The sequence below is a fragment of the Luteibacter sp. NPDC104163 genome, from assembly GCF_055584245.1.
The window spans coordinates 60,143-83,907 of sequence record NZ_JBVJMK010000003.1; the positions used below are offsets into that span (position 1 = coordinate 60,143).

20 protein-coding genes are annotated in these 23,765 nt (G+C 67.2%); 11 read left to right on the top strand and 9 right to left on the bottom strand.

Annotated features, from left to right (window positions below):
- Positions 1-78: 78 nt before the first annotated feature.
- The 5 genes from ACZ6YI_RS04960 to ACZ6YI_RS04980 form a co-directional block, all read right to left on the bottom strand.
- Positions 79-3,090, bottom strand: coding sequence for an outer membrane beta-barrel protein (locus ACZ6YI_RS04960; RefSeq protein ID WP_465777676.1), 3,012 nt, complete (start codon positions 3,088-3,090; stop codon positions 79-81).
- A 133-nt stretch (positions 3,091-3,223) separates the two neighbouring features.
- Positions 3,224-5,161, bottom strand: coding sequence for an alpha-galactosidase (locus tag ACZ6YI_RS04965; RefSeq protein WP_465777677.1), 1,938 nt, complete (start codon positions 5,159-5,161; stop codon positions 3,224-3,226).
- A 42-nt stretch (positions 5,162-5,203) separates the two neighbouring features.
- A complete protein-coding gene (locus ACZ6YI_RS04970) occupies positions 5,204-6,127 on the bottom strand; it encodes a 1-phosphofructokinase family hexose kinase (protein ID WP_465777678.1) in 924 nt (307 codons plus the stop codon).
- A complete protein-coding gene (locus ACZ6YI_RS04975; protein ID WP_465777679.1) occupies positions 6,124-7,047 on the bottom strand; it encodes a carbohydrate kinase family protein in 924 nt (307 codons plus the stop codon). Before ACZ6YI_RS04975 ends, ACZ6YI_RS04970 begins: the two co-directional genes overlap by 4 nt.
- Positions 7,044-8,219, bottom strand: a complete 1,176-nt coding sequence (locus ACZ6YI_RS04980; RefSeq protein ID WP_465777680.1) for an SIS domain-containing protein — start codon at positions 8,217-8,219, stop codon at positions 7,044-7,046. Before ACZ6YI_RS04980 ends, ACZ6YI_RS04975 begins: the two co-directional genes overlap by 4 nt.
- Before the next feature lie 79 nt (positions 8,220-8,298).
- Here ACZ6YI_RS04980 and ACZ6YI_RS04985 point away from each other — a divergent pair, with 79 nt between their 5' ends.
- From ACZ6YI_RS04985 to agaR, 3 genes are read left to right on the top strand one after another with little or no spacing between them, the layout of a single operon-like run.
- Positions 8,299-9,204 (top strand): class I fructose-bisphosphate aldolase, encoded by a 906-nt coding sequence (locus ACZ6YI_RS04985; protein ID WP_440324188.1) that lies wholly within the window; start codon positions 8,299-8,301, stop codon positions 9,202-9,204.
- A gap of 11 nt (positions 9,205-9,215) precedes the next feature.
- Positions 9,216-10,436 (top strand): amidohydrolase family protein, encoded by a 1,221-nt coding sequence (locus tag ACZ6YI_RS04990; RefSeq protein WP_465777681.1) that lies wholly within the window; start codon positions 9,216-9,218, stop codon positions 10,434-10,436.
- Positions 10,437-10,447: 11 nt separating this feature from the next.
- Entirely contained in the window at positions 10,448-11,251 is an 804-nt protein-coding gene (gene agaR, locus ACZ6YI_RS04995; protein ID WP_440324191.1) for a transcriptional repressor AgaR, read from the top strand.
- 85 nt (positions 11,252-11,336) lie between these two features.
- Here agaR and ACZ6YI_RS05000 read toward each other — a convergent pair whose 3' ends face one another.
- Entirely contained in the window at positions 11,337-11,753 is a 417-nt protein-coding gene (locus tag ACZ6YI_RS05000; protein ID WP_440330045.1) for a hypothetical protein, read from the bottom strand.
- Between the two features lie 126 nt (positions 11,754-11,879).
- Between ACZ6YI_RS05000 and ACZ6YI_RS05005 the strand changes: the two genes are divergently transcribed.
- Positions 11,880-12,641, top strand: coding sequence for a helix-turn-helix transcriptional regulator (locus ACZ6YI_RS05005; protein ID WP_465777682.1), 762 nt, complete (start codon positions 11,880-11,882; stop codon positions 12,639-12,641).
- A gap of 64 nt (positions 12,642-12,705) precedes the next feature.
- On the top strand, positions 12,706-13,626 hold the full coding sequence (locus tag ACZ6YI_RS05010; RefSeq protein ID WP_465777683.1) for a DMT family transporter: 921 nt from the start codon (positions 12,706-12,708) through the stop codon (positions 13,624-13,626).
- Positions 13,627-13,633: 7 nt separating this feature from the next.
- Here the strand turns inward: ACZ6YI_RS05010 and ACZ6YI_RS05015 are convergent, their stop codons facing one another.
- Complete coding sequence (locus ACZ6YI_RS05015) at positions 13,634-14,299, bottom strand: DUF1345 domain-containing protein (RefSeq protein WP_465777684.1); 666 nt, start codon at positions 14,297-14,299, stop codon at positions 13,634-13,636.
- Between the two features lie 101 nt (positions 14,300-14,400).
- On the opposite strand from ACZ6YI_RS05015, the gene ACZ6YI_RS05020 reads away from it, so the two are divergent.
- On the top strand, positions 14,401-14,937 hold the full coding sequence (locus tag ACZ6YI_RS05020) for a DUF6630 family protein (protein WP_440330039.1): 537 nt from the start codon (positions 14,401-14,403) through the stop codon (positions 14,935-14,937).
- Positions 14,938-14,954: 17 nt separating this feature from the next.
- Here ACZ6YI_RS05020 and ACZ6YI_RS05025 read toward each other — a convergent pair whose 3' ends face one another.
- A complete protein-coding gene (locus tag ACZ6YI_RS05025; RefSeq protein WP_465777685.1) occupies positions 14,955-15,908 on the bottom strand; it encodes an NADP-dependent oxidoreductase in 954 nt (317 codons plus the stop codon).
- A 75-nt stretch (positions 15,909-15,983) separates the two neighbouring features.
- Positions 15,984-16,904: a LysR family transcriptional regulator gene (locus ACZ6YI_RS05030; protein WP_465777686.1), complete on the bottom strand. Its 921-nt coding sequence runs from the start codon at positions 16,902-16,904 to the stop codon at positions 15,984-15,986.
- Positions 16,905-17,023: 119 nt separating this feature from the next.
- Here ACZ6YI_RS05030 and ACZ6YI_RS05035 point away from each other — a divergent pair, with 119 nt between their 5' ends.
- From ACZ6YI_RS05035 to mfd, 5 genes are all read left to right on the top strand, one after another.
- On the top strand, positions 17,024-17,656 hold the full coding sequence (locus tag ACZ6YI_RS05035) for an NAD(P)-dependent oxidoreductase (protein ID WP_465777687.1): 633 nt from the start codon (positions 17,024-17,026) through the stop codon (positions 17,654-17,656).
- Between the two features lie 96 nt (positions 17,657-17,752).
- Positions 17,753-18,655, top strand: coding sequence for a 23S rRNA (adenine(2030)-N(6))-methyltransferase RlmJ (locus tag ACZ6YI_RS05040; RefSeq protein WP_465777688.1), 903 nt, complete (start codon positions 17,753-17,755; stop codon positions 18,653-18,655).
- Positions 18,656-18,683: 28 nt separating this feature from the next.
- Positions 18,684-19,190, top strand: coding sequence for a Slp family lipoprotein (locus ACZ6YI_RS05045; RefSeq protein WP_440327753.1), 507 nt, complete (start codon positions 18,684-18,686; stop codon positions 19,188-19,190).
- 32 nt (positions 19,191-19,222) lie between these two features.
- Positions 19,223-20,131, top strand: a complete 909-nt coding sequence (locus ACZ6YI_RS05050; protein ID WP_440327754.1) for a cation diffusion facilitator family transporter — start codon at positions 19,223-19,225, stop codon at positions 20,129-20,131.
- Between the two features lie 91 nt (positions 20,132-20,222).
- Positions 20,223-23,672 carry a transcription-repair coupling factor gene (mfd, locus tag ACZ6YI_RS05055; protein WP_465777689.1) on the top strand — a complete coding sequence of 1,150 codons (3,450 nt, stop codon included), beginning with the start codon at positions 20,223-20,225 and terminating at the stop codon, positions 23,670-23,672.
- Positions 23,673-23,765 lie beyond the last annotated feature (93 nt).

The window sequence follows — 23,765 nt, forward strand, 5'->3', positions numbered from 1 at the left end:
CTTGCTCGGCGCCCTTGCGCGCGATGGGTTTTCCTCCAGCACCCATCGCGCGCAAGCCCAGTCCTGAAAGGGGCGGCGTCAGTAATCGTACGTAATCGAGAACCGCACGTACCTCGGGTCCTGCAGGTAAAGCGGCGTGCGGTAAAGCGGATTCGGCGTCGCCGTGGCGTCCTGGTAGTAATGCGGATTCAGGCTCAACGTCGCCTGTTCGTTGGTGACGTTGAACAGATCGAGGTTCAGGCCGAGCCGGTGCTGGGCGAATGCCGGAGTCCAGTGCACGCCCAGGTCGAGCTGGCGTTGCCACGGCATGTTGCCGGTGGAGCCTGGCGGTGCCGGGCGTCCATCGCAGAAGTGGTAGTTCGAGTTGTAACCGGCTGGGTCGCTGTTGTCGTCGCCGAACAGCCCGAGGCACGTGGAGGGGCTGCCGGAGATCAGGGAAAGATTGCCGGAAACCATCCACTCCGGCGTGATCTGCCAGTACCCGTACAGCTTCAGCTGATGCTTGTGGTTGTTGCCCTGCAAGCCGTTGCTGTAAACCATGAGCGCCGGGAAGTCCCAATCCTCCGACTGCGAGGGTCCATCCGACTGGACGTTCGACTGGGTCAGGCCTTCCGTGTTGCCGTAGCTGCGTGAGTATGTGTAATCGACGCGGCCGTACCACGTGCCGTCGAACGGATGCTCGAGGAACGTATCGAGCGCATAGTAGTTGCGCTTGATCTTCGGGAAGCCCATCTCGACGTTGCTCAGCTTCACGTCGTGGGCGTTGCCCTGCCCGTCCAGCACGACAAACGTGTTCGCCTTGCCGGGATTGATGAGGTAGCAGCTGTTCACCGACGCCGCGTCGATACCCTGCGCGGCGGCCGCATTCGTGATCCGGTCGACGTCGCAGAAGTCATCGATGCCGGTGCGCAGCACGCGTCGTGACAGCTTGGCACCATAGACCCAGCGATTGTCGATGCTCTTGCTGAAACCGAGCATGTACTCGTCCTGGTATTCGGACTTCAATCCCTTGGCCGTCACCGTCCGCGGGTCGGGCGGCACCCCAAAGGCGTTATTGGCCGATACGGGGCCTGACAACGCCGTGAGCCCGGCAGGCGTGCCATCGGCGCCGATGCCCGAATAAGTGAAGTACTGCGTCGTGCTCGTGTAGCCTGCGGCGGCGCTCAGCGCGGGAGCCAGCGGCGAACCGAGGTAGTAGCGGCCTGCATTGCCGTACACCTTGAACGACGCATCACCGTCGACATCCCAGCTGAAGCCGAGGCGCGGTGCCCACTGCGGTTTGGTCTGCGCGATGTACGGCTGGCTATCGCTGTTGTAGTTGGTGAACTGGTCATTGCGTAACCCCAGCGAGAGCAACAGGCGGTCGGAAACCTGCCACTGGTCCTCGATGTACTGGGCGCGCTGGCTGCTGCGTACCGTCGCCACGGCGGACGACACATTCCGCATCACGTAGTAGCCGCCCGCGCCGTCGGCCGTGCTGTTCGGCGGCGCCACGCCCAGGCTCGGCGCCGGGCTGTTGCCGGGCAACGTGGTGAAACCATAGGACCATGAGTACCCGGGCCCCGCCGTCCGTGCGCCCTGGTCCTCGGCGGTGGACTGCAGGTTATCGATACCCGCCGTGATCGTGTGATCGCCCACGGCCCAGGCAAGGCTGACCCGGAGGTTGTTCGAGCGGTTGCCCTGGTTGGGGTCGTAGATGCTCGATACCGTCTGGCCGGCGGAACGCGGCGTGCCGCCGGTGATCGCTGGATTCTGGTTCTCGGTGCCACTGACGTAGGTCAGCGCTTCGTTATAGCCGACCGGCGCTTCGAAATTGCGCGTATGCATCTTGCCGTACTGCGCGCTGAGGGTCAGCGAATCGGTGAGGTAGCCCGTATATTTCGCGGTCCACAGGCTGCCGCCCGTCTTGATCGTGTCCGCATGGCCGATCGGTTCGCCGCGCTGGAGCGTGTTGAAGTCGTACTGGTAGATATCGCCGCGGGTCTCGCGCGTATTCGACGCGCCGGTCACCTCGAGGATGTTGCTGTCGGAGATGTTCCAGTCCAGCTTGGCGTACCACTTGGGCATCGTGTACTCGTAGGACGTATACGGGCTGGTGGATGTGACCGTCCCCAGCCGGTCGCCTTCGCTCTTCGCCCATTCGCCTGACGCGAAGAAAAAAAGCTTGTCCTTGATCAGCGGGCCACCGACGTACGCGTCGTAGACCGTATTCCAGTTCCGGTTCCGGCTGCGGGGCGTATACAGGTCGCCCGCCACGGGTACGGTGGGAAGGCCGTTCTGGTAGTACGTGTTGTCGTACGACGCGCGCAGCGATGCCGGATCCCAGCTCAGCTTGCCGCCGAAGTGCCAGTCATTGGTGCCGCGCTTGCCGACCATGTTCAGCACGCCGCCGTCGGAGCGGCCGTACTGGGCACTGTAGCCGCCGGTGTACACCTCCTGCTGGTCGATCGAGCCGTACGGCAAGGTCAGGCCACCGGCCGCCTGCAGCGGATCGGTCGTATTGAATCCGTTGATGTAGTACGCGTTCTCGTTGGCCGCCGACCCGCCGAAGCTGATCAGCGACTGCCCCGTGGGCCCGGTGAAACCACCCGCGTTGCCGACCACGCCCGGAGCGAGGCGCGCCGCCGCCTCGGCGCTGAAGCCCAGTGGAAGCTTCGCCAGCTGCTGGGATGTGATGACCGTGCGGGAATCGACGCTGGCCACGTCGATGGGCGGCAGGGTGCTGGCCGATACGGAGACGCCCGCGAGCTCCTGCGCTCCTTCGGACGACGCGGCGACGGGTGCGGCGAACGACACATCGGTGGCGGCACCCACGCGAAGCGCGACGTTCGCGTGCGACTGCACCGTCGCGCCCGCCTTGCGCAACGACACGGTGTAGTTACCCAGGGGAAGCTGCGCGATGGCGTAGCGCCCTCGCGCATCGACGGGTACATCACGCTGGAAGCCCGTGCCACTCTCGATGTGCACCGTGTCACCGGCGCCTTGCGCGACCTGGCCGCTGATCGCGCCCGTCGTCGATTGTGCCAACGCACTCCCGCTGGCCAGGCCCGCCGCGATCACTGCGGCCAGCACACGCTTGCGATACCTCATGCCCTGCTCTCCCCGTCTCGTTAGCCACCCGGTTTTCCCGGAATGGCGGCAACAGCCGGCCCTCGCGATGAAGCCCCCGCGATCGCTGAAGTCGGCCTGGTTGGCGCCCCCGTGGCTCGGAGGCGTGAATGGCTTACGGTGTCAGTTCGAGTGTCACGACCTGGAAAGGCTGCAACGTCATCGTGGTCGGCGTATCCGCATCGAGCGTGCGTGCCGGTGTCGCGGCATCGGCCTTCCACGGGCTGCGTGCCTGGAACTGGCGTTTCGCGCCCGGTGGCAGTTCGAGTTGCCGCGCCAGGTCGACGACGAACGCCTGCGCCTGGTCAGAAGGGTTTCGCAACGTGAGGATGGCCTTCGTCGGCGTCCACGACGCCCAGCCATACACATCGAGCCGGCCTGGATCGCCGCCGACCCAGTGCGTATCGCGGAGCACACCGGCGTTCGTGCGCGACCAGCGCGCCGCCTCGGCCAGCGTGTCCCAATCCTCGCCCGTAAGCAGTTCGGGCGTGATGTACAGCTCCTGCAATGCCGTGCCGCTGCCGAAGTACGAGTGCACCTCGTTGGCGAAATCATGCCCCGGGTCGGTGTTGAGCTTGCGGTTCTCCCGCGCGTAGATGATCCCGTGCAGCATCAGCGAATTCAGCGGGAACAGCGGGCCCTTCTCCACGATGTTGTGGTACGTCTCGCGGTCGCGATAGGTGATCCAGCGTTCGCGCTTGCTGCCGACACCCACCAGCTCATCGTCCTCGCCATCGCGCCAGATCGAGTCCGCGTACATCAGCCAGAACGGCGACGCGAGCGTACCCGTGGTCAGGTTGACGAACAGATCGGGCTTCGCCGCGCGCAGGTCGTCGATCAGGTGGATCGCCGCATCGAAATCGCTATCGAACACGCTGCCGGGGAAGACCTTGTTGGCGTTGCCGGTGCCGTCGAACTTGAACTGGTTGACGCCGTTGTCCTTCACCAGCGCCATGGTCACGTCATGGAAGCGCTGGTAGTACTTCGGGCCCGACAGGGCCATGCCCTTGTCGACGATCTCGTAACCGGCTTCACCCGCCCGCTTCGCACGCTCCTTCGAGGGCGGGCCATAGCCGCCCCAGGGCGAGAGCCACATGCCGGGCGCCGCGCCGTACGCTTTCGCGGCTTCGGCCAGCGGCTTGAAGCCGTGCGGGAAATCCTTGCTGAACGCCCAGCTGCCGCTGTAGTCGTCCCAGCCGTCGTCGAACAGGAAGGAATCGAGCGTCACCCCACGCTTCGTCGCGAGTTCCTCGCCGATGTGGTGGATGCGCTCCAGTGCCTGCTGCTCGGTGTACGGCGTGAAGTAGCCGATGTCGTACCAGGAGTTGTAGTGCAGGAAGGTGCGGTAAGGATGCGCGCGTTCGCGCTCGATATACGTGAGGAAATCGCGGCGCAACTGGTTATCGTGCGTCGCACCGAGCGCGGCCGAATACGTGACCGAGGTGCCCTTGCGCAGGGGGAGCTCACGCTCCACCCACAGCTGCACCTTCGTGCCGCCGCTCACCAGGCTCTTCGACAGCGGGTTCTCGAAACCGAACCAGTCGCGCCCGGAGATCACCGGCGAGCCATCAACGCTGCCCACCACCTCGGAGTCGGCAATCTTCGCCTGCAGCAGGTCGACACGGCGCAATGGTTCATCGGCCTTGAGCGCGCTGATCGTCACGATTTCACGCAGGTAGTCGGAACCGTCTCGCTGCACCCAGGACACATCGATGCGGAAGCGCTGCCCGGGGTCCGTGAAACGCGCTTGCAGCGCCTTGCCGGGCAGGCGCTCGGCACCACGCGAAGCCCTGGGGTCCGCCTTCAGCGTCGTGGTATGCGGCTTGCCTTCCAGGCGGAAGGCATCCGGCCCCAGCACGCTGCCATCGGCGAGCGTGAGCTGGAACGGCACCGCGATCGGCAGCTCGCGCTGGTTGATGTGATCGGTAGCGACCACGTCGGTCACCTTGCCGTCGGCGACCTTCCACGCGAGCGTCATCGCGCCCGTGCCGAAGGTATCCGCCATGGCCAGCGGCGCCAGCGTCATCGCACAGGCGGCGACCAGCGCACGCATCCGAATTCCTGCCTTCCCCATCCACACTCTCCCGAACCGTTGCTATGTGGTGATGCCCTCGATACGGACGAGCGGCCGCAGGCCGTCCACCGTATCGAGCCGTATGAATCCCGTTTCGTCGCCCAGCGCGTTGGCCGCGCCACAGGCCACGGCCAGGCGCAAGGCATCGGCGAGGCTCTCGCCGCGCACGAGCGAGGCCACCAGGCCGCCAAGGAAGCAATCGCCCGAGCCGACCGCGTTGCGCACGCCCGCGACGGACAGCGATGCCTGCCACGCGCCATGCTCGTCGACCCCGACGGCACCCTCGGCGCCTAGCGTCAGCACCGCATGGCGCACCCCGCGCGCGTGGAGCATGCGCGCCACCGCCATCGCTTCAGCGAGCGTCGTCACCGGTGCACCGAGCAGGTCGGCCGCTTCGGCCGCATTGGGCTTGAGCAGCCAGGGCGAGGCTTCGGCCGCGGCACGCAGGGCGTCACCGCTGGCATCGATCGCACACGGCAAGGCGAGCTCCGAGCTGACGCCTGCGTAATACCCCGGATCGAACCCTGGCGGCAGGCTGCCCGTGCACACGACCGCCTCGCTTTCGCCGGCCCAGTGGCGCAGCACCTGGTCCAGCACGAAGCGGGTGTCCTCGCCGGGGTCATCACTGCGCTCGAGGATCTCGGTGATTCGCCCGTCCGCCTCGCGAATGGCCAGGCACTGACGCAACGGCACGGGCGAGCGGACCGCGCGGAAAGCGACGCCGCGCAGGCGCAGCCGCTCGCCGAACTCCGCCGCGTGCGCGTCATCGCACAGGCCGACCAGGGTCACCGGCACGCCGAGCGTGGCTAGTGTTTGCGCGACATGCACGCCTTTGCCACCGGGGCGCTCATCCGCCGGCGACGAGCGCACCACCGTGCCGGCCCGCAACGCGGACACATCGACCAGCCGATCGATGGCGCTGTTGAAGCCGGCAACGGTGATCATGCGTAAACACCCAGCAGCGCGAGCACTTCGTCCCTGCCCGCCTGCGCCGGCGTGCCGCCCAGTGCCCGTGTCGAAAGCGCACCGCATGCGGCCGCCCAGCGCAGGCACCTCGCCATGGGCTGGCCGCCCAGCCAAGCGTGGAGGAAGCCCGCGTTGAAGTTGTCACCGGCTCCGGTCGTATCGATGGCATCGACACGGAACGTCGGGACGCGAAGCACCGCACCGTCATGGAGCGTGAGGCAGCCTTCGCGGCCGTGCTTGATCACCACGGCCGGGCCGAGCGAGGCCAGCCGGTGCAAGGCCGCCTCGACATCATCCGTGCCGGCGAGGGCACACGCCTCCACCGCATTCGGAAGGAAGACATCGACGAGGGGGAGGATCTCGAGCAAACCGGCATCCCAGGTGCCGCCCGGATCGAAGCCGGGATCGAGCGACACGCTCAGGCCCGCCGCACGGGCGCGGCCGAACAGCGCCGCGATGCTTCCCTGGAGGTTCGTCTGCAGGAAGTACGACGACACGTGCAGGTGGGTCGCACCCACGAGCGCGGCGTCGCGCACGTCGCTGGCATGCAGCGCCGCGATGGCTCCCGGATAAGTCACCAGCGCGCGATCGTGCGCGCCCGAGAGTGCCACGGTCAGGCCGGTTTCCTGGTCCGCGTCCATGATGACCGCGGCGGTATCGATGCCCGCCTCGCGTAGCGCGGCCACGCAGTAGCGTCCGCGTTCGTCGTCACCCGCGCGGCCGATGAAACGTACGGCGTCGCCCAGCCGGGCAAGGCCCATCGCGCAGATCATGGACGAGCTGCCAGGCACCTGGCTCGCGCCACGGGCCAACATCTCGGTGCCGAACGCCGGGGCGCCGTCGATACCCGTCAGGATCAGGTCGACGTTCATCTCGCCAGCGACGACGACCGTGCTCACGCTGCCCCGCCCTCATGCAACGTGAACTCACCGACCACGCGAGTGAGCACGCCTTCGGAAGGCGTATCCGGCCGGTGGCCCAGCTGCAGGCAGCGGAAGAACGCGAACAGCTGGCCGACCACCGTGTGCACGAGCAACTGCTGCGCGGGCGGCAAGGCATACAACCCGGGCAGGTCAATCGACAGCCCACCGTCACCCACCAGCGCGGGGTCGATATCCTGGCCGACGACGACGCGCGTGGCGCCGAGCCCCTTGGCGTTGAGCTCGCGCAACAGGTCGGTTTCATAGGCGCGAATGCCGGCATCACCCGACAGGAACGCGACCAGGACGCCGCCCCGGTTCAACCAGGCCATGGGGCCATGGCGGAAGCCCAGGAAGCTTTCGGCAAGGGTCACCGTATCGCCACCGCTCATTTCGAGCATCTTCAACGCCGATTCGCGCGCCGCGCCATAAGCGCCAGCGCTGCCAAGGTATACCGCGGTATCGCGTTCGCCCGCGGCGATGGCTGCCAGCGCATCGGCGTACACGTCGAACACGCGCTCCACCAGCGCTGCCGCGCCATCCGCCGGGCGGGTCGCGCCCAGTGCGCTGCCGGCGAGGAGCATGTTGGTGAAACTGCTGGTCATCACCAGGCTACGGTCGTTGGTGCACGGATCGAGCACGATGACATCGACGCGTGCTTCGCTGGCGTAGCGCGTGGCGAGCCGGCCATGCGCATTGCAGGTCACGACGAGGTGCCGCCAGCCTGGCGCGCTCGCCAGCACGGCATCGACGGCGCCCACGCTTTCCGGGCTATCGCCGGAGCGCGCGATGGAGATGAGCAGGCCTTCCGGCCCCGGCAGCACGCCGGCACGGTGCGTGAGCAGGTCGCCCGCGGGGATCGCCCGCGACGGGATGCCCAGTTCCGCCTGCAACACGGGGGCGAGCGCTTCGCCCACGTACACCGAACTGCCCGAGCCCGTCAGCACGACCTGCGGCGGACGGCCGCCGAGTGCATGATCAAGCGCGACGCGGAAGGCGGCGCCCTGTGACCCGGCCGTGGCACGCCACGTGGCAGGCTGCTGCAGGATCTCGCGCAGGGTGTCGGCGTAGCCTAGGTCCCGCTGGCGGGCCTCGGGCATCCCGCGCAGGCCGGCGAGGGACGGAACGGATTCACTGGAAGGGACGGTCATAAAGGACTTGACTTACGCTAGGTTGAAAACGAAAGATAACGAAACTTTCGATTGCAGGGTATCCCCGAGGAATCACGACATGCAAGCCCCGACGCACCAGACCCCCACCCTCGCCACGCTCGACCTCCCGCCGGGCAAGCGCACGCGCCTGCAGCGGATGCTCTACGGCCACGGGCCGGGCAACGGCACCCTGCTCGTCCTGCCCCTCGACCAGGGCCTCGAGCACGGCCCGACCGATTTCTTCCCGCACCCGCCGGCGCTCGACCCCGATTACCAGTTCCGGCTCGCCGAAGCGGGCGGCTTTTCCGCGATCGCCCTCGGCATCGGCCTGGCGCAGAAGTACATCGGCCAGTATGCCGGCCGGGTACCGCTGATCCTGAAGCTCAACGGCAAGACCAATATCCCGGGCGATGGCGACGCCACGTCGCCCCAGTTCGCGTCGGTCGAAGACGCCGTGCGCCTGGGCGCCGATGCGGTCGGTTATACGCTGTACGTCGGTTCGCCGCGCCAGCACGATGAACTGCGCCAGTTGCGCAAGGTACGCGAGGATTGCGACCGCTTCGGCATGCCGCTGGTGCTGTGGTCGTACCCGCGTGGCGCGGCGATCGATGCGCGTGGCGGCAAGGGTTCGCTCTACGCACAGGACTATGCCGCGCGCGTCGCGCTGGAAGTGGGCGCGGATATCGTCAAGCTGCACGAACCCGATGATCGGCGCGATGGCGTGCCGGGCCCCTACGCCTCGCTCGATGAAGATGCCGCGGGCCGCACCTCCCGCGTCGTTCGCTCGGCTGGCCGCACCATCGTGCTGTTCTCCGGCGGCGAGAAGAATGACGATGACGACGCGGTGCTGCGCAAGGTGGAGTTCTACATGCAGCAAGGCGCGACCGGCGTGATGTTCGGCCGCAACATGTGGCTGCGCCCGTTCGAACAGGCGGTGGCGCTGACCCGCCAGGTGCATGACATCATGCAACGCTATTCGCGCTGAAAGGCCCTTCGATGACTGACGACCGCCACGACGAGGCCTGGGCCGGCTGCCTGTGCTGTTCACCGCCGGCCGCCCGGGCCTCGGCGGGCGGTGACACGGGCAAGAATCCGCTGGAAACCGCCCCGGTCGATGCGAGCCTGCGCCTGGTGGATTTCGCGCCGCGCAGCATGCTCGCCACCAAGGGCACCCGCATCGAGACGCCGCGCTTCCCGGTCATCGACATGCACACCCACCTGACCTGGATGAAGCGCACGCGCGGCGGCGTGTCGCTGGGCGAGGAAATGGTGCAGTTCACCACCCCGGGCGACTTGCTGCCGCTGATGGACCGCAAGGGCATCCGCTGCATGGTGAACCTGACCGGCGGCGTGGGCCGGGGGCTGGAAGACTCAATCGCGCGCTTCGACCGCGCGGCGCCGGGGCGCTTCCTCACGCTCACCGAGCCTTCGTTCCACCTGTTCGGCGAGGCCGATTACCCCGCGCTACAGGCGGAGGCGCTGGCCGACGCGGCGCGGCTTGGCGCCCGCGGCCTGAAGCTGCTGAAAACGCTCGGCCTCTACCTGCGCGAAGGCATCGACACCGGCGCACTGGTGGGGCTGGACGATCCCCGCTTCGATCCGATGTGGGAGACCTGCGCCGCGCACGGCCTTCCCGTTTTCCTGCACACGGCCGATCCGCTGGCCTTCTTCACGCCAACCGACCGGCACAACGAGCGCTACGAAGAGCTGGCCCAGCATCCGGACTGGTCCTTCTACGGCCGCGATTACCCCACGCATGCGGAACTCATGGCGGCGCGCGACCGCGTCATCGCTCGCCACCCCGCCACCACCTTCGTGCTGCTCCATGTCGGTAACCAGGGCGAACGGCTGGACGATCTCGCCGACACGCTGGCCCGCTTCCCCAACACGCTCGTCGATATCAGCGCCCGGATCGGCGAACTGGGGCGGCAGCCGCGGCGCAGCCGGGCGTTCATCGATCGGTTCCAGGATCGCGTGCTGTTCGGCACCGATGCCGTGCCCCCGCCGTATGGCGACGCCGTACCGCAGCAGCGCCTGTGCGATGAGCTCTACGAGATCTACTACCGCTTCCTCGAGTCCGAGGACGAGTATTTCGACTACGCGCCGGCCGAGACGCCGCCCCAGGGCCGCTGGTCGATCTACGGCCTGGGCCTGTCTTCGGCTATCCTGCGCAAGGTCTACCATGACAACGCGGCGCGCCTCCTGCGCCTGGACTGAAACGCCAAGAGATGAGCGAACGACGCGTGAAGGCGCCGCCGAAGAAATTGCTGATCGAAGAACGCCGTCGTGCCGTCGTCGATCTCCTGCGTGAGGATGGCCGCGTCACCGTCGATGACCTGGTCGCCCGCTACGGCGTCTCCGCCGTCACGATCCGCGGCGACCTTGAAGCCCTGGAACTTGCCGGCCTTGCCAAGCGCTCGCACGGCGGTGCCGTCCCGGCCGAGCCCTCGCCGCAGGATGTGCCGCTGCCGATCAAGGAGACCCGCCGGCTGGCCGAGAAGCGCCGCATCGGCGATGCCGCGGCACGGATGGTCGCCGATGGCGAAACCATCATCCTCGACTCGGGTTCCACCACCGTGGAAATCGCGCGCTGCATCCGCCAGCGCAAGTGGACCTCGCTCACCGTCATCACCAATGCCCTGAACATCGCGCTGGAACTCAGCGGCCTGCCGACCGTGCGGGTGATGATGCTCGGCGGCATGCTCCGGCAGACCTCGTATTCACTGGTCGGTACGGATGCGGAACGCGCACTGTCGCGGCTGTCCGCCGATCGGCTCTTCCTCGGCGTGGACGGCCTGGACCCGAAGGTCGGCGTGACCACGCCCGACCCGCAGGAGGCGAGCCTCAACAGCATGATGGTGAAGTGCTCGCGCGAAGTGGTCGCCGTGCTCGACGCCAGCAAGTTCGGCCAGCGCAGCCTCGCCGTCATCACCCCGATCAGCGGCCTCAACGTGGTGATCACCGACACCACCGCGCCAAAGGACGCCGTGCACGCGCTACGCGAGCAGGGTGTGGAAGTGCAGCTGGTTTGAATGTGTGGGAGCGCGCTTGCGCGCGATGGGCGTTAACGCAAGCCCCATCGCGCGCAAGCACGCTCCCACAGTTCATTTACGCCGATCAGCTGCCGTCGGCCGGCATTTCCTTCACGTCGCGCACGCTGTACACGTCGATCGAGTACGGCGCGGCGGCATCGCCGGTGGTGCTGAAGCGGCCGAACACGGTGGCGTCGGCGCGCGTGTTCTTCTCCGAAAGGATCCGGCGGAAGCTCAGCACATCGCGTTTGCGGCCATTGCTGTCATCCATCGTCAACGCGATCCCGCCCTTGCACTGTGCATCGGCCAGGGTGGTGATCTTGCCTTCGCTGGTCGCGATGCCCCGCACGGTGACGGTCGTCCCTACGTAGCGGGCGGCCGTGTCGAGCACAGCGCACAAGCTTTCGGGCGGCGTGTCATCGCCACGGGCAAATGCCGGGCTGGCGGCGAACACAAGGCCCAGGGTGACCCCCGTCACCCGGATAAAGGTTGGCACATTCATGGTGATTCCCCCGTTGTCACGGGCCGCGTGGGCCCTGCCGTTTGGACGGCTGAACGGAAGATGGCCCCCTTGCCGCATCGCGTCAATAAGAAAAATGGGCAGGCAACTGCGCTTAGAATGGCTCCCATGGCCGCCCTGCCCGCCCAACCGGACCTCAGCCTGCGCACCTACGAAGGTGACGAAGGCACCGATCGCCATGCCTGGGCGCAGCTGGTCCTGCCCGTCCGCGGCTCGCTGACGCTCGACATCGCGGGGCGCGAAGGCCGCTTCGACGTGGCCCGCGCGGCCTATGTCCCGGCGGGTGCCTGGCACACCACCATCGGCGACCGGCCCAACCGCTCGCTCGTGCTCGACGTGGCCGCCGCCGATATCCCGGACGGGATTGCCGACCGGCTCGGCACGGCGGCGTTCGTGCCCCTGGCACCCACCGCGGCGGCCCTGGTCGACTACATGCGCCTCCTGGTGGAAGACCAGGCACATTCCCCGGAGCACCTGGCCCGGTGGGTGCCCCTACTCCTGGACGCGCTGGGGCGCGAACGCGCCCGGCCGCTGAGCCGGCTGCAGGCCACCCTGGCCGCCGTCGAAGAGGCCCTCGGCCGGCCGTGGACCGCCGCCCTGATGGCCACGCACGCCAACCTGAGCATCAGCCGCCTGCACGAGCTGTTCCGTGCCGAACTCGGCACGACGCCGCGGGCATGGCTCGCCGAACGACGCCTCGCACGTGTTCGCGAATGGCTGGTGCGCACTGACCGCCCGATCGCGGCGATCGCGACCGACGCCGGCTACGGCGACCAGAGCGCCCTGACCCGCGCGATGCGGGATGCCATGGACACCACCCCGGCCGCCTACCGCCGCCAGCAACGCGAGGCGGCGTCAAAGATCCCGTAGCCCGCGCCAAGCGCCCGGCCGAGGCGCGCTGCGATCATGGCGGCGCGTATTTCGAGGAAGCAGCGTGGACGGCAGGACCCAAATCCCCCTGGGCATTCTCTTCGGCATCATCGCGGGCGCCCTCTGGGGCACCGTATTCATCGCCCCGGAACTGGCCCGCGACTTCACCGGCCTGCAGCTCGCCGCGGGTCGCTACCTCGTATATGGCGCTGTCTCCGCGGTGTTGCTCATCCCCCGCTGGCCCGCCTTGCGTACCTGGCTCGAACCTGGGCACTGGCGGGCGCTGGTCGGCTTGAGCCTGCTGGCGAACATCGTCTACTACGTAGCGCTCGCGACCGCCGTGCAATGGGGCGGTGTCGCCATGGCGTCGCTGGTCATCGGGTTCCTGCCCGTGGCGGTGACGGTGGTCGGAAGCCGTGCGCAGGGCGCGGTGCCGCTACGCCGCCTTGCGCCTTCGCTGTTGTTCAGCGCCATCGCGATCGTCTGCATCGGCTGGCAGGCGCTGGCGGGCGAAGGTAGCTTCGAATGGCGCCGCCTCGCCGGCTTCGCGTGTGCCGTCACGGCCCTGGTTTCCTGGACGATCTACGCGCTCAGGAACGCACGCTGGCTGCACCGCCTGCCGCAAGTTTCTGCGCACGACTGGAACCTGCTCACCGGCCTGGTGACCGGGGCCCTATCGCTGCTGTTGATCCCCGCCGCCATGTACTTCGACAGCCGGACCCATTCGCTGGGCGCGTGGACGCGCTTCGCGGCGATCAGCGCGGGCATGGCGGTTTTCGCTTCGATCCTGGGCAACGGCTTCTGGAACCGCATGAGCCGCATGCTGCCGCTGACCCTGGTCGGCCAGATGATCCTGTTCGAGACGCTGTTTGCGCTGCTCTACGGCTTCGCCTGGGAGGCACGCCTGCCCGCGCCGACCGAGTGGGTAGCCATGGCTTGCGTGGGCCTGAGCGTGGTCCTGTGCCTGCACGCCCACCGCCGCTGATCCGTCGCTACGCTTTCCCCGCCGCGATATTCACGCTGATGGCGATGATGAACACGTTGAAGAAAAACGCGATCGCGCTGTGCATCAGGGCGATCCGCCGCAGGTAGCGGGTGCTGATCTGCACATCGGAGACCTGGAAGGTCATGCCGATCGTGAACGAGAAATACGCGAAGTCCCAGTAATCCGGTTCGTCATCGCCCGGGAAATCCAGGCCTTTGTGCTGGTCGCCGAAGTTGCCGTAGAACCCGTGCGCGTAGTGCAGCGCGAACAGGGTGTTCATGAACGCCCACGCGAGGATCAACGTCGTCGCGGCAATGGCGATGGCGATGGCACCGCCCTTCTGGGCCGACTCGAGTTCGGTGCTGACCGCGACCAGCACCGCCGCCGATACGACCACGCCGGCCAGCAACGTACTCCAGCGCCCGACGTCCTGGGTCCGCGCTTCATCACGCATGGCCGAGGGGCTGGCGTGGCGGAAGGTGCGGACGATGAGGAAAAGGTAGAGCAGCGCGCCGAGGTCGAACCCGAGCATGAAGCCCAGCGCGTGCGGCAGGCGTGTCCCCTGCAACACAGCAGCGGTGGCGGCAGCCACCAGCACGCCGGTGAGCAGGCGCGGCCGCGCCTTCAGGTAGCGGCGGCCCCACCAGGGCTTCGGGTCGGTCTGTGCGGTCATGGGCCGGACTATAGCCGCGTGCAAGCGCGCCTGCGCAACTTTTGCCAAAACGGCTACAGGTGCCTGTGGCATCATGCGCGCCGACTGACGAGGCATCTCCCATGAGCGACTACGACGACGATTACGACAACGAGCGCGAGCACGACGACGAAGACGGTGAGGAGAACACCGAATCGCACGTCTGGCAGCTCCTGCTCCTCATCAATCCGAATGACGAGGACGCCGCGCTCCAGCAGTTCACCGCCTACCGCGAAACGGCGGAAGAGGAAGGCGACGAAGATCCCATCGGCATCGTGGCACGGGTGACCGACTGGCGTTCCAGCTTCGAGGTGGATGCCGACGATACCCGCGTCCTCGTCGAAGCGATCAACGAACTCGTGTCGCGCTGGAGCGACGTGGAGATCGACTGGGGCGGCGACCCGGATGATGATGAGTTCCACGAAGAGATCGACGGCCCGGAGATCTTCTCGCGCGCGTTCGATTCGCTGAACGAGCGCGGCTACACGCTGTGGTCGCGCGAGGCCGAAGAAGACGATGTCTACGCCGGCTGGATCACCTCGTCGCGCGATGACGAGAACATGCGCATCATCGCGACCGTGCTTGGCATCAACCTGCGCCTCGGCAACCAGGTGATGTAAGCCACCCGGGAAGGCCGTCACACCGTCAGCACGGTCTTGCCCTTCTTCCTGCGGCCCGGCGCTTCCGCGAAGGCGCGCGTGGCATCGTCCAGCGGATACAGCCGGTCCACCTGCACCTTGATGCGGAAATCCGCGACCCAACGGGCGATCTCAGCCAGCTGCGCCGCATCCGGGCGGACGATGAACCAGTACGCCTGGATGCCGAGCCCGGCCGCGCGGTCCGGCGACGGCGCGTCTTCCGCCTCGCCCGAAATCGTCACCAGCCGGGCCCGGGGCCTGACGAAACGCCAGCTGCGCTCCAGCAGGTCGTGGCCGACCGTATCGAAGACCACGTCCACGTCGCCCGCGTGGTCTTCGAACCGCTGCGTCTCGGTATCGATCGCGATGTCGGCGCCCAGCTCAAGGCACAACTGCACGGCCTCGGCGCCACGCGCCGTGGTGACGACGTGGGCACCGGCGCCCTTGGCGATCTGGATGGCAAACGTGCCGACCGCGCCCGCGCCGCCATGGACCAGGACGGTCTCGCCCGCCAAGAGCTTCGCGTGATCGAAGTAGGCCTGCCACGCCGTGAGCGCACCGATGGGTAAGGTGCTCGCTTCGATCGAGGTCACCTCGTCTGGCAGCGCCGCGACTTCCGAGGGGAGAGCGCTCGCCTGCGTCGCGGCGGCACCATCGCGCCAGAAGTCGATCAGGCCGACCACGCGATCGCCCCTGGCAAAACCCTGCGTGTCCTTCCCCGCATAGGCCACTGTGCCTGCGAACTCGTGACCGATGACCACCGGGAGCGACCGCCAGGTGCCGTCGGGCCCCTGCATCGTGCCGTTGGTGACCCAGCCGGGCTCGGCGAAGGTGAGGCCGACAGCCTCCACGTCGATCAGCAGGCGATCCTCCGCCTGGGCAGGCGCATCGATCTCACCCACCCGGATGCTGAGATCCCCGGCCTTCGCGTCGGCAATCCATGCGGCCTTCATGGTGTGCGGTCCGTGTTCGGGTAGGGAGGCATGGCGGAGCTCCAGGGCATAGGGGAAGCACCGAGGGTTCCACCATCAGGCAGTGCTGGCTTGTATCCCCGGGCTGCCGCTTTGCATCCGCTCCTTCAACAGGTCGATGAACGCCCGTACCTTCACGGTGGGCTGCCCCGCGTACACCGCGTAGACGCCGCCTGGCGGCAATTCGTACGCGGGTAACAACGAGACCAGCCGGCCCGCGGCGATGTCGTCGTGCGCCACGTAGTCGGGCAGGACGGCCATGCCGACACCGGCCATGACCAGCGCATGCACGGCAAGCGTGCTGTTGGCGCTGGCGGCGGCCTCGACCTGCACGGCCTCCTTGGCACCCGACGCGTCGCTGAAGATCCAGCGCGTGGGCGATGGCAGCACGGTGAGGGCAATCCAGCGGTGGTGGGCAAGCTCCCCGGGCGCGGCCGGCGTGCCGTGGGCCGCGAGATACGCCGGCGTTGCCACCAGGCATTGCCGGACGTCGGCGAGCTTGGCCGAGCGCAGCGACGAATCGCGCAGCCAGCCGATGCGCACCGCCACGTCGAACCGCTCGGCGATGAGGTCCACGATGGTGTCACTGACGACCAGCTCGGGCCGTACCTGCGGATAGCGGCGGACGTATTCCGCCAGTGCCGGCGCCACGATGAACGGCCCATGGTCGCCCGCCGCGGCGATGCGCAGGCTGCCCATGGGCGTGTCGCGGCATTCGCCCAGCCGGGTGATCGCGGCTTCCGCATCGGCGATGACGCGCGCGCAGTCCTCGTAGAACCGTTCGCCGGCGTCGGTCAGCGACATCCTGCGCGTGCTGCGAAGGACCAGGGTCATGCCGACCTCCTCTTCCAGCCGGGCCAGGTGCTGGCTGACCATGGCCTTGGTGGTGCCCAGTTGCTCCGCGGCAGCGGTGAACGAGCCGGCCTGGACGAGGGTGACGAAGACCGACAGGCGGTTGAGGTTGATATCGGTGGCCATGGAGAAGCCCGGGCTTATCGTAAAGCCATACTTTACGATGAATTCTTCATATGGGCATTTTTGCGCGACGATGAAAAGCGCATCCTTGCTTCATCCCAACGCTAGGTCCAAGGATCCCCATGAACATCGTCCTGTTCGGCGCTACCGGCAACATTGGCAAGGTCATCCTCCAGGAGGCGCTCGAGCGCGGCCACCACGTCACGGCGATCGTCCGCGACCCGACCCGGGTAACGGTGGCGAACCCGAACCTGAAGCTGGCGCAGGGCGACCTGCTCAACCCGTCGACCTACGAGGCCGCCCTGCAGGGCGCCGACGCGGCCATCGCCAGTGTGAACGACCCGAACCCGGACAACGTCCCGAAGCAGGCCGAAGTGCTGCTGGATACGCTGGCAAGGGCCGGCGTGAAGCGTTTCGCCTGGGTGGGCGGCGCCGGGTCGCTGGAGGTGGCGCCGGGCGTGCGGGTGATCGACGACCCGAATTTCCCGCCGGCGTGGAAGCCGTCGGCGATGGGCATGGTGAAGGCGCTGGACGTGTTCCGTGCGAGCAAGGCGGACATCGACTGGACGTTCATCAGCCCGGCGGCGCATATCGAACCGGGTGAGCGCACAGGCAAGTACCGCGTCGGCGGCGACCAGCTGCTGGTGGATGCGCAGGGCAACAGCCATATCTCACAGGCGGATTATGCGATCGGCCTGCTGGACCGGCTGGAAAAAGGCGACGCCGCGCGCAAGCGCATTACGTTGGCTTACTGATCGAGCGGGCTCGCCTTCGGCTTCGCGCTAGCGGATCGGTTCATCCGCTGGCGCGAGGCCGAAGGCGAGCCCGCCCCGAACGGTATACTCGCCCCCATGAACTACCGTCACGCGTACCACGCCGGCAACTTCGCCGATGTCATGAAGCACATGGTGCTCGTCGCCCTCGCCGACGCCATGAAGCAGAAAAACACCCCCTTCTGCTACATCGAGACCCACGCCGGCAGCGGTCGCTACGACCTCCGCGGCACCCTGGCCCGCAAGACGGGCGAAGCGGACGAAGGCGTCACCAAGCTCAAGGCCGCCACCGGCCTCCCGCCCCTCCTCTGGAAGTGGCTCGAGGTGGTTCGCGCCTGCAACGACGGCGACGATATCCGCTACTACCCCGGCTCGCCATGGATCGCCGCGCACCTCATGCGCGATACGGATTCCGCCCAGCTGTGCGAGCTGCACGGCGAAGAGTCCGGTCACCTGCGCCAGCTCTTCCACCACGATGCCCGCGTGCACGTGCACAACCGCGATGGCTACGAGGCGATGAACGCCCTGGTGCCGCCGAAGGAAAAGCGTGGCTTCGTCCTCATCGATCCACCGTTCGAACAGCAGGAAGGTGAGTTCCGGACGATCGAGAAGGCCCTCAAGGCCGCCATGGAAAAGTGGCCCACCGGCATTTTTGCCGTCTGGTACCCGATCAAGCTGCGCAGCCACGTGCAGCCGTTCCACCGCTGGCTGTCGACCAAGAGCGGCGCCAAGCGCGTGCTGGCGGCCGAGTTCCTGCTGCACAAGGACGACTCCCCGCTGCGCCTCAACGGGACCGGCATGGTCATCGTGAATGCCCCGTGGAAGCTCGATGAAACGATCCGCGATAGCCTCAAGGCGTTGCCCAAACTGCTCGGCCAGCCCGGCGAATCCGAATACCGGCTGACCTGGCTGGTGGAGGAAGGCAAGGATCCGGCGCCCCTACACGTCGCGCATCCACCGCGTTCGCTACCAAAGAGATAAAGTCACCGTACACGCCAGGAGCCGACCCATGCGCCCGTCCATCGTCCGTCTCGCCGTCCCTGCCGCCGTACTGACCCTCGCGCTTGCCGGCTGTGCACCGGCACCGATCTACAAGGCCACGCCGAACACCGTCGCGGTGCCACCCGCGCAGGTGGCACGCGAGCCGGAGCGCTATGGCAGTTCCGATGTGATCTGGGGCGGCCGCATCGTCCAGGTCAAGAACTACGCCGATCACAGCGAAGTGGAAGTGCTCGCCTATCCGCTCGACAGCTCGCAGCGGCCGAAGGCGAACGACACGGGTAGCGGCCGCTTCATCGCCGCCATGCCGGGCTACGTCGAGAGCCTGGACTTCCCCGCCGGCGGTCTCGTCACGTTCGCCGGCCGGCTCAACGGCACGCGCACCGGCAACGTCGGCCAGGCCACCTACACGTTCCCGCTGGTGTCGGTGAACCAGTCGCATGTGTGGACCGCCAAGGAAATGCAGGGCGGCCATCCGAATGTCAGCTTTGGCGTCGGAGTGGGCGTCATCCGGTAAGATCCTGCGATCTTTCAGGGACAGGGATCCACATGTCGGGCCACGCTGATTCGAAGCGCGCGATCTTCCTCGCGCTGGGTGCCAATTTCGCCATTTTCGTGGCGAAGCTGGTAGCGGCATTGTTCACCGGATCGGGCGCGATGCTCGCCGAGGCCGTGCACTCGCTGGCGGACTGCGGCAACCAGGGCCTGTTGCTCCTGGGCATGCGCCAGGCCAAGCGCCCGCCATCGCCCGACTACCCGCTGGGTTGGGGCCGTGCGCTCTACTTCTGGTCGTTCCTTGTCGCCATCCTGCTCTTCAGCGTGGGCGGCATGTTCTCGGTGTACGAGGGCGTGCACAAGCTGACGCACGCCGAGCCGCTGAGCTGGCCCTGGCTGGCGGTCGGCGTACTCGTCTTTTCGATCATCACCGAGGGCGTTTCCATGCATGGCTGCATGCAGGAAGTGAACAAGGCCCGTGGTGACCAGCCGCTATGGGAGTGGTTCCGCGAGACGCGCGCCAGCGAACTGCTGGTGATCTTCGGCGAGGACCTCGCGGCGCTGATCGGCCTGTGCCTGGCGCTCGCCGCGATCCTGCTGACCATGCTCACGGGCAACCTGATCTTCGATGCCATCGGCACCATCTGCATCGGCGTGCTGCTGATCGTGGTGGCCGTGGCGGTGGCCCGCGAGGTGAAGGCCCTGCTGATCGGCCAGGGCGTGGAGCCGAAGCGCCGTGCCGAAATGCTCGCCTTCCTCGAGGCCCGCGCCGAGATCGACCAGGTCTACAACGTCCTGACCCTGCAGATGGGCACGGATGTCATGGTCGCGATCAAGGCGAAGATGGCCGCCGCCCCGACGCCGCGGGCGATGATCGAGGCCATCAACATCGTGGAGGCCGACTTCAAGGCCCGGTTCAAGGATGTGCGATGGAGCTTCTTCGAGCCGGACTACACGGACTGAGGCCCGCTTCTCCTACGAAAGATGCCTACGGGGCACTAACGCCGGGCCTGTACAATGACCGGCTAGCCACGCTGATGATCGCCTCCAGACGATGCCCGTAACGCTCCCGCGCCCGCCCCTGCCCGCCAACGCCAAGACCCGCCGCTACTGGGCCGTGCCCCACGGCTCGGCCTGGGCCCTGGAGGTGGCCGAGGCGGCCCGGGCGCATGATGGCCTGCTGGTGGTCGTGGTCCGCGATACGCGCAGCGCCGACAACCTGGAAAGCGAGCTGGGCGTCTTTGCCGGTGAACTCCCGGTGCTGCATTTCCCCGATTGGGAAACGCTGCCCTACGACGTCTTCAGCCCGCACCCCGAGGTGGTCTCGCAGCGTATCGCCACCCTGTACCGGCTGCCGTCGGTCAAGCGTGGCGTGCTCGTGGTGCCGGTCGCGACGCTCATGCAGCGGATCGCGCCGCGCACGCACATCACCGGCTCCGGCCTGGTGCTGCGCAAGGGCCAGAAACTGGATATCAGCGCCGAGCAGCGCCGCCTCGAGGCCGCGGGTTACCGCAACGTGCCGCAGGTGGCCGAGCCCGGTGACTTCGCCGTGCGCGGCGCGCTGATCGATATCTACGCCATGGGCGCGAGCGAGCCCTACCGCATCGAACTGTTCGATGACGAGATCGAATCGATCCGCACGTTCGATACGGAAACCCAGCGCTCGCAGCATCAGGTGGAAGGCGTGGACCTGCTCCCCGCCCGCGAATTCCCCGTGACCGACGAAGCGGCGAAGGCGTTCCGCGTTGCCCTGCGCGATCGTTTCCCGATCGATGTGCGTCGTTGCCCGCTGTACCAGGACATGAAGGAAGGCGTGACGCCGGGCGGCATCGAGTACTACCTGCCGCTGTTCTTCGCGAAGACGGAAACGCTCTTCGAATACATCGCCGACAATGCCCTGTTCGTGCTCGGCGAAGGCGTGCTCGAATCCGCCGCCGCATTCTGGCAGCAGGTGGGCGACCGTTACGACCAGCGCGCCCACGATATCGAGCGCCCCGTACTGCCGCCGGCAGAGATCTACCTGCCGCCGGATACGCTGCGCGAGCAGCTGAACCGTCAGGTCCGCATCGATGTGGTCGAGAAGGCGCACGAGCACGCCGTGGATCTCGGCACCCAGCCCGCGCCGGAACTGCCGCTCAACCGCAAGGGCGAAGAACCCGGCACGGCCCTGCGGCACTTCCTCGCCCACTATCCCGGCCGCACCCTGATCGCCGCCGATTCCGCCGGCCGTCGCGAAGCGCTGATCGAGCAGCTCGCCGGCGCGGGCATGAAGCCGGCGAACGTCGACGGCTGGAAAGCCTTCCTCGCGTCGGCTGAAACGTTCACGATCACCGTCGCCTCGCTCGAACAGGGTTTCGCCCTGACCGAACCTGCCCTGACGGTCCTCACCGAACGCGAACTGTTCGGCGAGCGCGTGCGCACCGACCGGCGCAAGCGCGCTGGCGCCGCGCGTGATCCCGAAAGCATCATCAAGGACCTGACCGAGCTGCAGATCGGCTCGCCCATCGTCCACATCGACCACGGCGTCGGCCGCTACCAGGGCCTGCTGACCCTGGATGTCGGCGACATGCCGGGCGAGTTCCTCACCATCGAGTACGCCAAGGGCGACAAGCTCTACGTGCCCGTGGCCCAGCTGGGCCTGGTCAGCCGTTACACCGGCACAGCACCGGAACTGGCGCCGCTGCACTCCCTCGGCGGCGATGCCTGGGAGCGCGCGCGCAAAAAGGCGGCCGAGAAGGTGCGCGATGTCGCCGCCGAACTGCTGGCGATCTACGCGCAGCGTGAGGCCAAGCAAGGCGAGGCGCTCTCCGTCGACCGGCAGATGATCGAGGAGTTCGCCGCCACGTTCCCGTTCGAGGAAACGCTGGACCAGCAGCGGGCGATCGATGCCGTGATCGTGGACCTGGCCGCGCCGCGCGCCATGGATCGCGTCGTCTGCGGCGACGTGGGCTTCGGCAAGACGGAGGTCGCCCTGCGCGCCGCCTTCGCCGCCGCGACCGCGGGCAAGCAGGTCGCCGTGCTGGTGCCGACCACCCTCCTCGCCCAGCAGCACTACCGCAACTTCGCCGATCGCTTCGCCGACTGGCCGGTGCGCGTCGAAGTACTCTCGCGATTCAAGTCGAAGAAGGAAGTGGACAACGCACTGGAACGCCTGGCCGACGGCCAGGTCGACGTGATGGTCGGCACGCACAAGCTGCTCCAGCCGGATATCCGCTTCAAGAACCTCGGCCTCGTCATCGTCGACGAAGAGCAGCGCTTTGGCGTGCGCCAGAAGGAGCAGCTGAAGAAGCTGCGCGCGGAGGTGGACCTGCTCACGCTCACCGCGACGCCGATCCCGCGCACACTGAACATGGCGATGAGTGGCTTGCGCGACCTGTCGATCATCGCGACGCCGCCGGCCCACCGCACGGCCGTGCGTACGCTGATTTCCACCTGGCAGCCTGCCCTGATCCGCGAGGCGATCCAGCGCGAGCTGGCCCGCGGTGGCCAGGTGTACTTCCTGCACAACGAGGTGGAATCGATCGAGCGCCAGGCGCGTGAACTGGGCGAGCTGATCCCCGAAGCGCGCATCCGCGTGGCCCACGGCCAGATGCCCGAGCGTGAACTCGAGCAGGTCATGGCGGATTTCCACCGCCAGCGCTTCAACGTGCTGGTTTCCACCACCATCATCGAATCGGGCATCGATATCCCCACGGCCAACACGATCGTCGTGAACCGTGCGGACCGCTTCGGCCTGGCCCAGCTGCACCAGCTGCGCGGCCGCGTGGGCCGATCGCACCACCGTGCCTATGCGTACCTGATCGTGCCGGACCGCAAGGCGATGACCGCCGACGCCGAAAAGCGCCTGGAGGCGCTCGCCTCCCTGGAAGAGCTGGGCGCGGGCTTCACCCTCGCCACGCACGACCTCGAGATTCGTGGTGCGGGCGAGATGCTGGGTGAGGAACAGTCGGGGCAGATCCAGGAGATCGGCTTCGGCCTGTATACCGAATTGCTGGATCGCGCCGTGCGCGCGCTGCGCTCGGGCAAGATTCCCGATTTCGACCTCACGTCCGAACACGAGACCGAGGTCGAGCTGCACTTGCCGGCACTGATTCCGGACGACTACCTTCCCGATGTGCACACGCGCCTGACGCTCTACAAGCGCATCGCCAGCGCACGCAACGACGAAGGCCTGCGCGAACTGCAGGTAGAGATGATCGACCGCTTCGGCCTGCTGCCCGACCAGGCGAAGTGCCTGTTCTCGGTAGCCCAGCTCAAGCTGATGGCTACGCCGCTGGGCATCCGCAAGGTCGACTTCGGTCCTTCCGGTGGCCGCATCACGTTCCGCGAAAAGCCGGACATCGACCCGATGGCCCTGATCAAGCTGATCCAGCAGCAGCCGCGCATCTTCAAGATGGATGGCCGGGACAAGCTCCGCGTGATCATGGAGCTGCCTGGCAGCGCCGAGCGCATCCGCGCGGCGCAGGAGACGCTGGTGTCGCTAGGCGCACGCAGGCCGGGTTGATCCGTGATCCGTGATCTGTGGGAGCGCGCTTGCGCGCGATGGGGCTTGCGGCAAGAACCAAAGCCCCCCACCGCCAACCCCCCAACACAAAAC

Coding starts and splice junctions, on each gene's coding strand:
- ACZ6YI_RS04960 (WP_465777676.1), bottom strand. CDS start 3,090: ATGAGGTATCGCAAGCGTGTGCTGGCCGCAGTGATCGCGGCGGGCCTG.
- ACZ6YI_RS04965 (WP_465777677.1), bottom strand. CDS start 5,161: ATGCGTGCGCTGGTCGCCGCCTGTGCGATGACGCTGGCGCCGCTGGCC.
- ACZ6YI_RS04970 (WP_465777678.1), bottom strand. CDS start 6,127: ATGATCACCGTTGCCGGCTTCAACAGCGCCATCGATCGGCTGGTCGAT.
- ACZ6YI_RS04980 (WP_465777680.1), bottom strand. CDS start 8,219: ATGACCGTCCCTTCCAGTGAATCCGTTCCGTCCCTCGCCGGCCTGCGC.
- ACZ6YI_RS04985 (WP_440324188.1), top strand. CDS start 8,299: ATGCAAGCCCCGACGCACCAGACCCCCACCCTCGCCACGCTCGACCTC.
- ACZ6YI_RS04990 (WP_465777681.1), top strand. CDS start 9,216: ATGACTGACGACCGCCACGACGAGGCCTGGGCCGGCTGCCTGTGCTGT.
- agaR (WP_440324191.1), top strand. CDS start 10,448: ATGAGCGAACGACGCGTGAAGGCGCCGCCGAAGAAATTGCTGATCGAA.
- ACZ6YI_RS05000 (WP_440330045.1), bottom strand. CDS start 11,753: ATGAATGTGCCAACCTTTATCCGGGTGACGGGGGTCACCCTGGGCCTT.
- ACZ6YI_RS05005 (WP_465777682.1), top strand. CDS start 11,880: ATGGCCGCCCTGCCCGCCCAACCGGACCTCAGCCTGCGCACCTACGAA.
- ACZ6YI_RS05015 (WP_465777684.1), bottom strand. CDS start 14,299: ATGACCGCACAGACCGACCCGAAGCCCTGGTGGGGCCGCCGCTACCTG.
- ACZ6YI_RS05020 (WP_440330039.1), top strand. CDS start 14,401: ATGAGCGACTACGACGACGATTACGACAACGAGCGCGAGCACGACGAC.
- ACZ6YI_RS05025 (WP_465777685.1), bottom strand. CDS start 15,908: ATGAAGGCCGCATGGATTGCCGACGCGAAGGCCGGGGATCTCAGCATC.
- ACZ6YI_RS05030 (WP_465777686.1), bottom strand. CDS start 16,904: ATGGCCACCGATATCAACCTCAACCGCCTGTCGGTCTTCGTCACCCTC.
- ACZ6YI_RS05035 (WP_465777687.1), top strand. CDS start 17,024: ATGAACATCGTCCTGTTCGGCGCTACCGGCAACATTGGCAAGGTCATC.
- ACZ6YI_RS05040 (WP_465777688.1), top strand. CDS start 17,753: ATGAACTACCGTCACGCGTACCACGCCGGCAACTTCGCCGATGTCATG.
- ACZ6YI_RS05045 (WP_440327753.1), top strand. CDS start 18,684: ATGCGCCCGTCCATCGTCCGTCTCGCCGTCCCTGCCGCCGTACTGACC.
- ACZ6YI_RS05050 (WP_440327754.1), top strand. CDS start 19,223: ATGTCGGGCCACGCTGATTCGAAGCGCGCGATCTTCCTCGCGCTGGGT.
- mfd (WP_465777689.1), top strand. CDS start 20,223: ATGCCCGTAACGCTCCCGCGCCCGCCCCTGCCCGCCAACGCCAAGACC.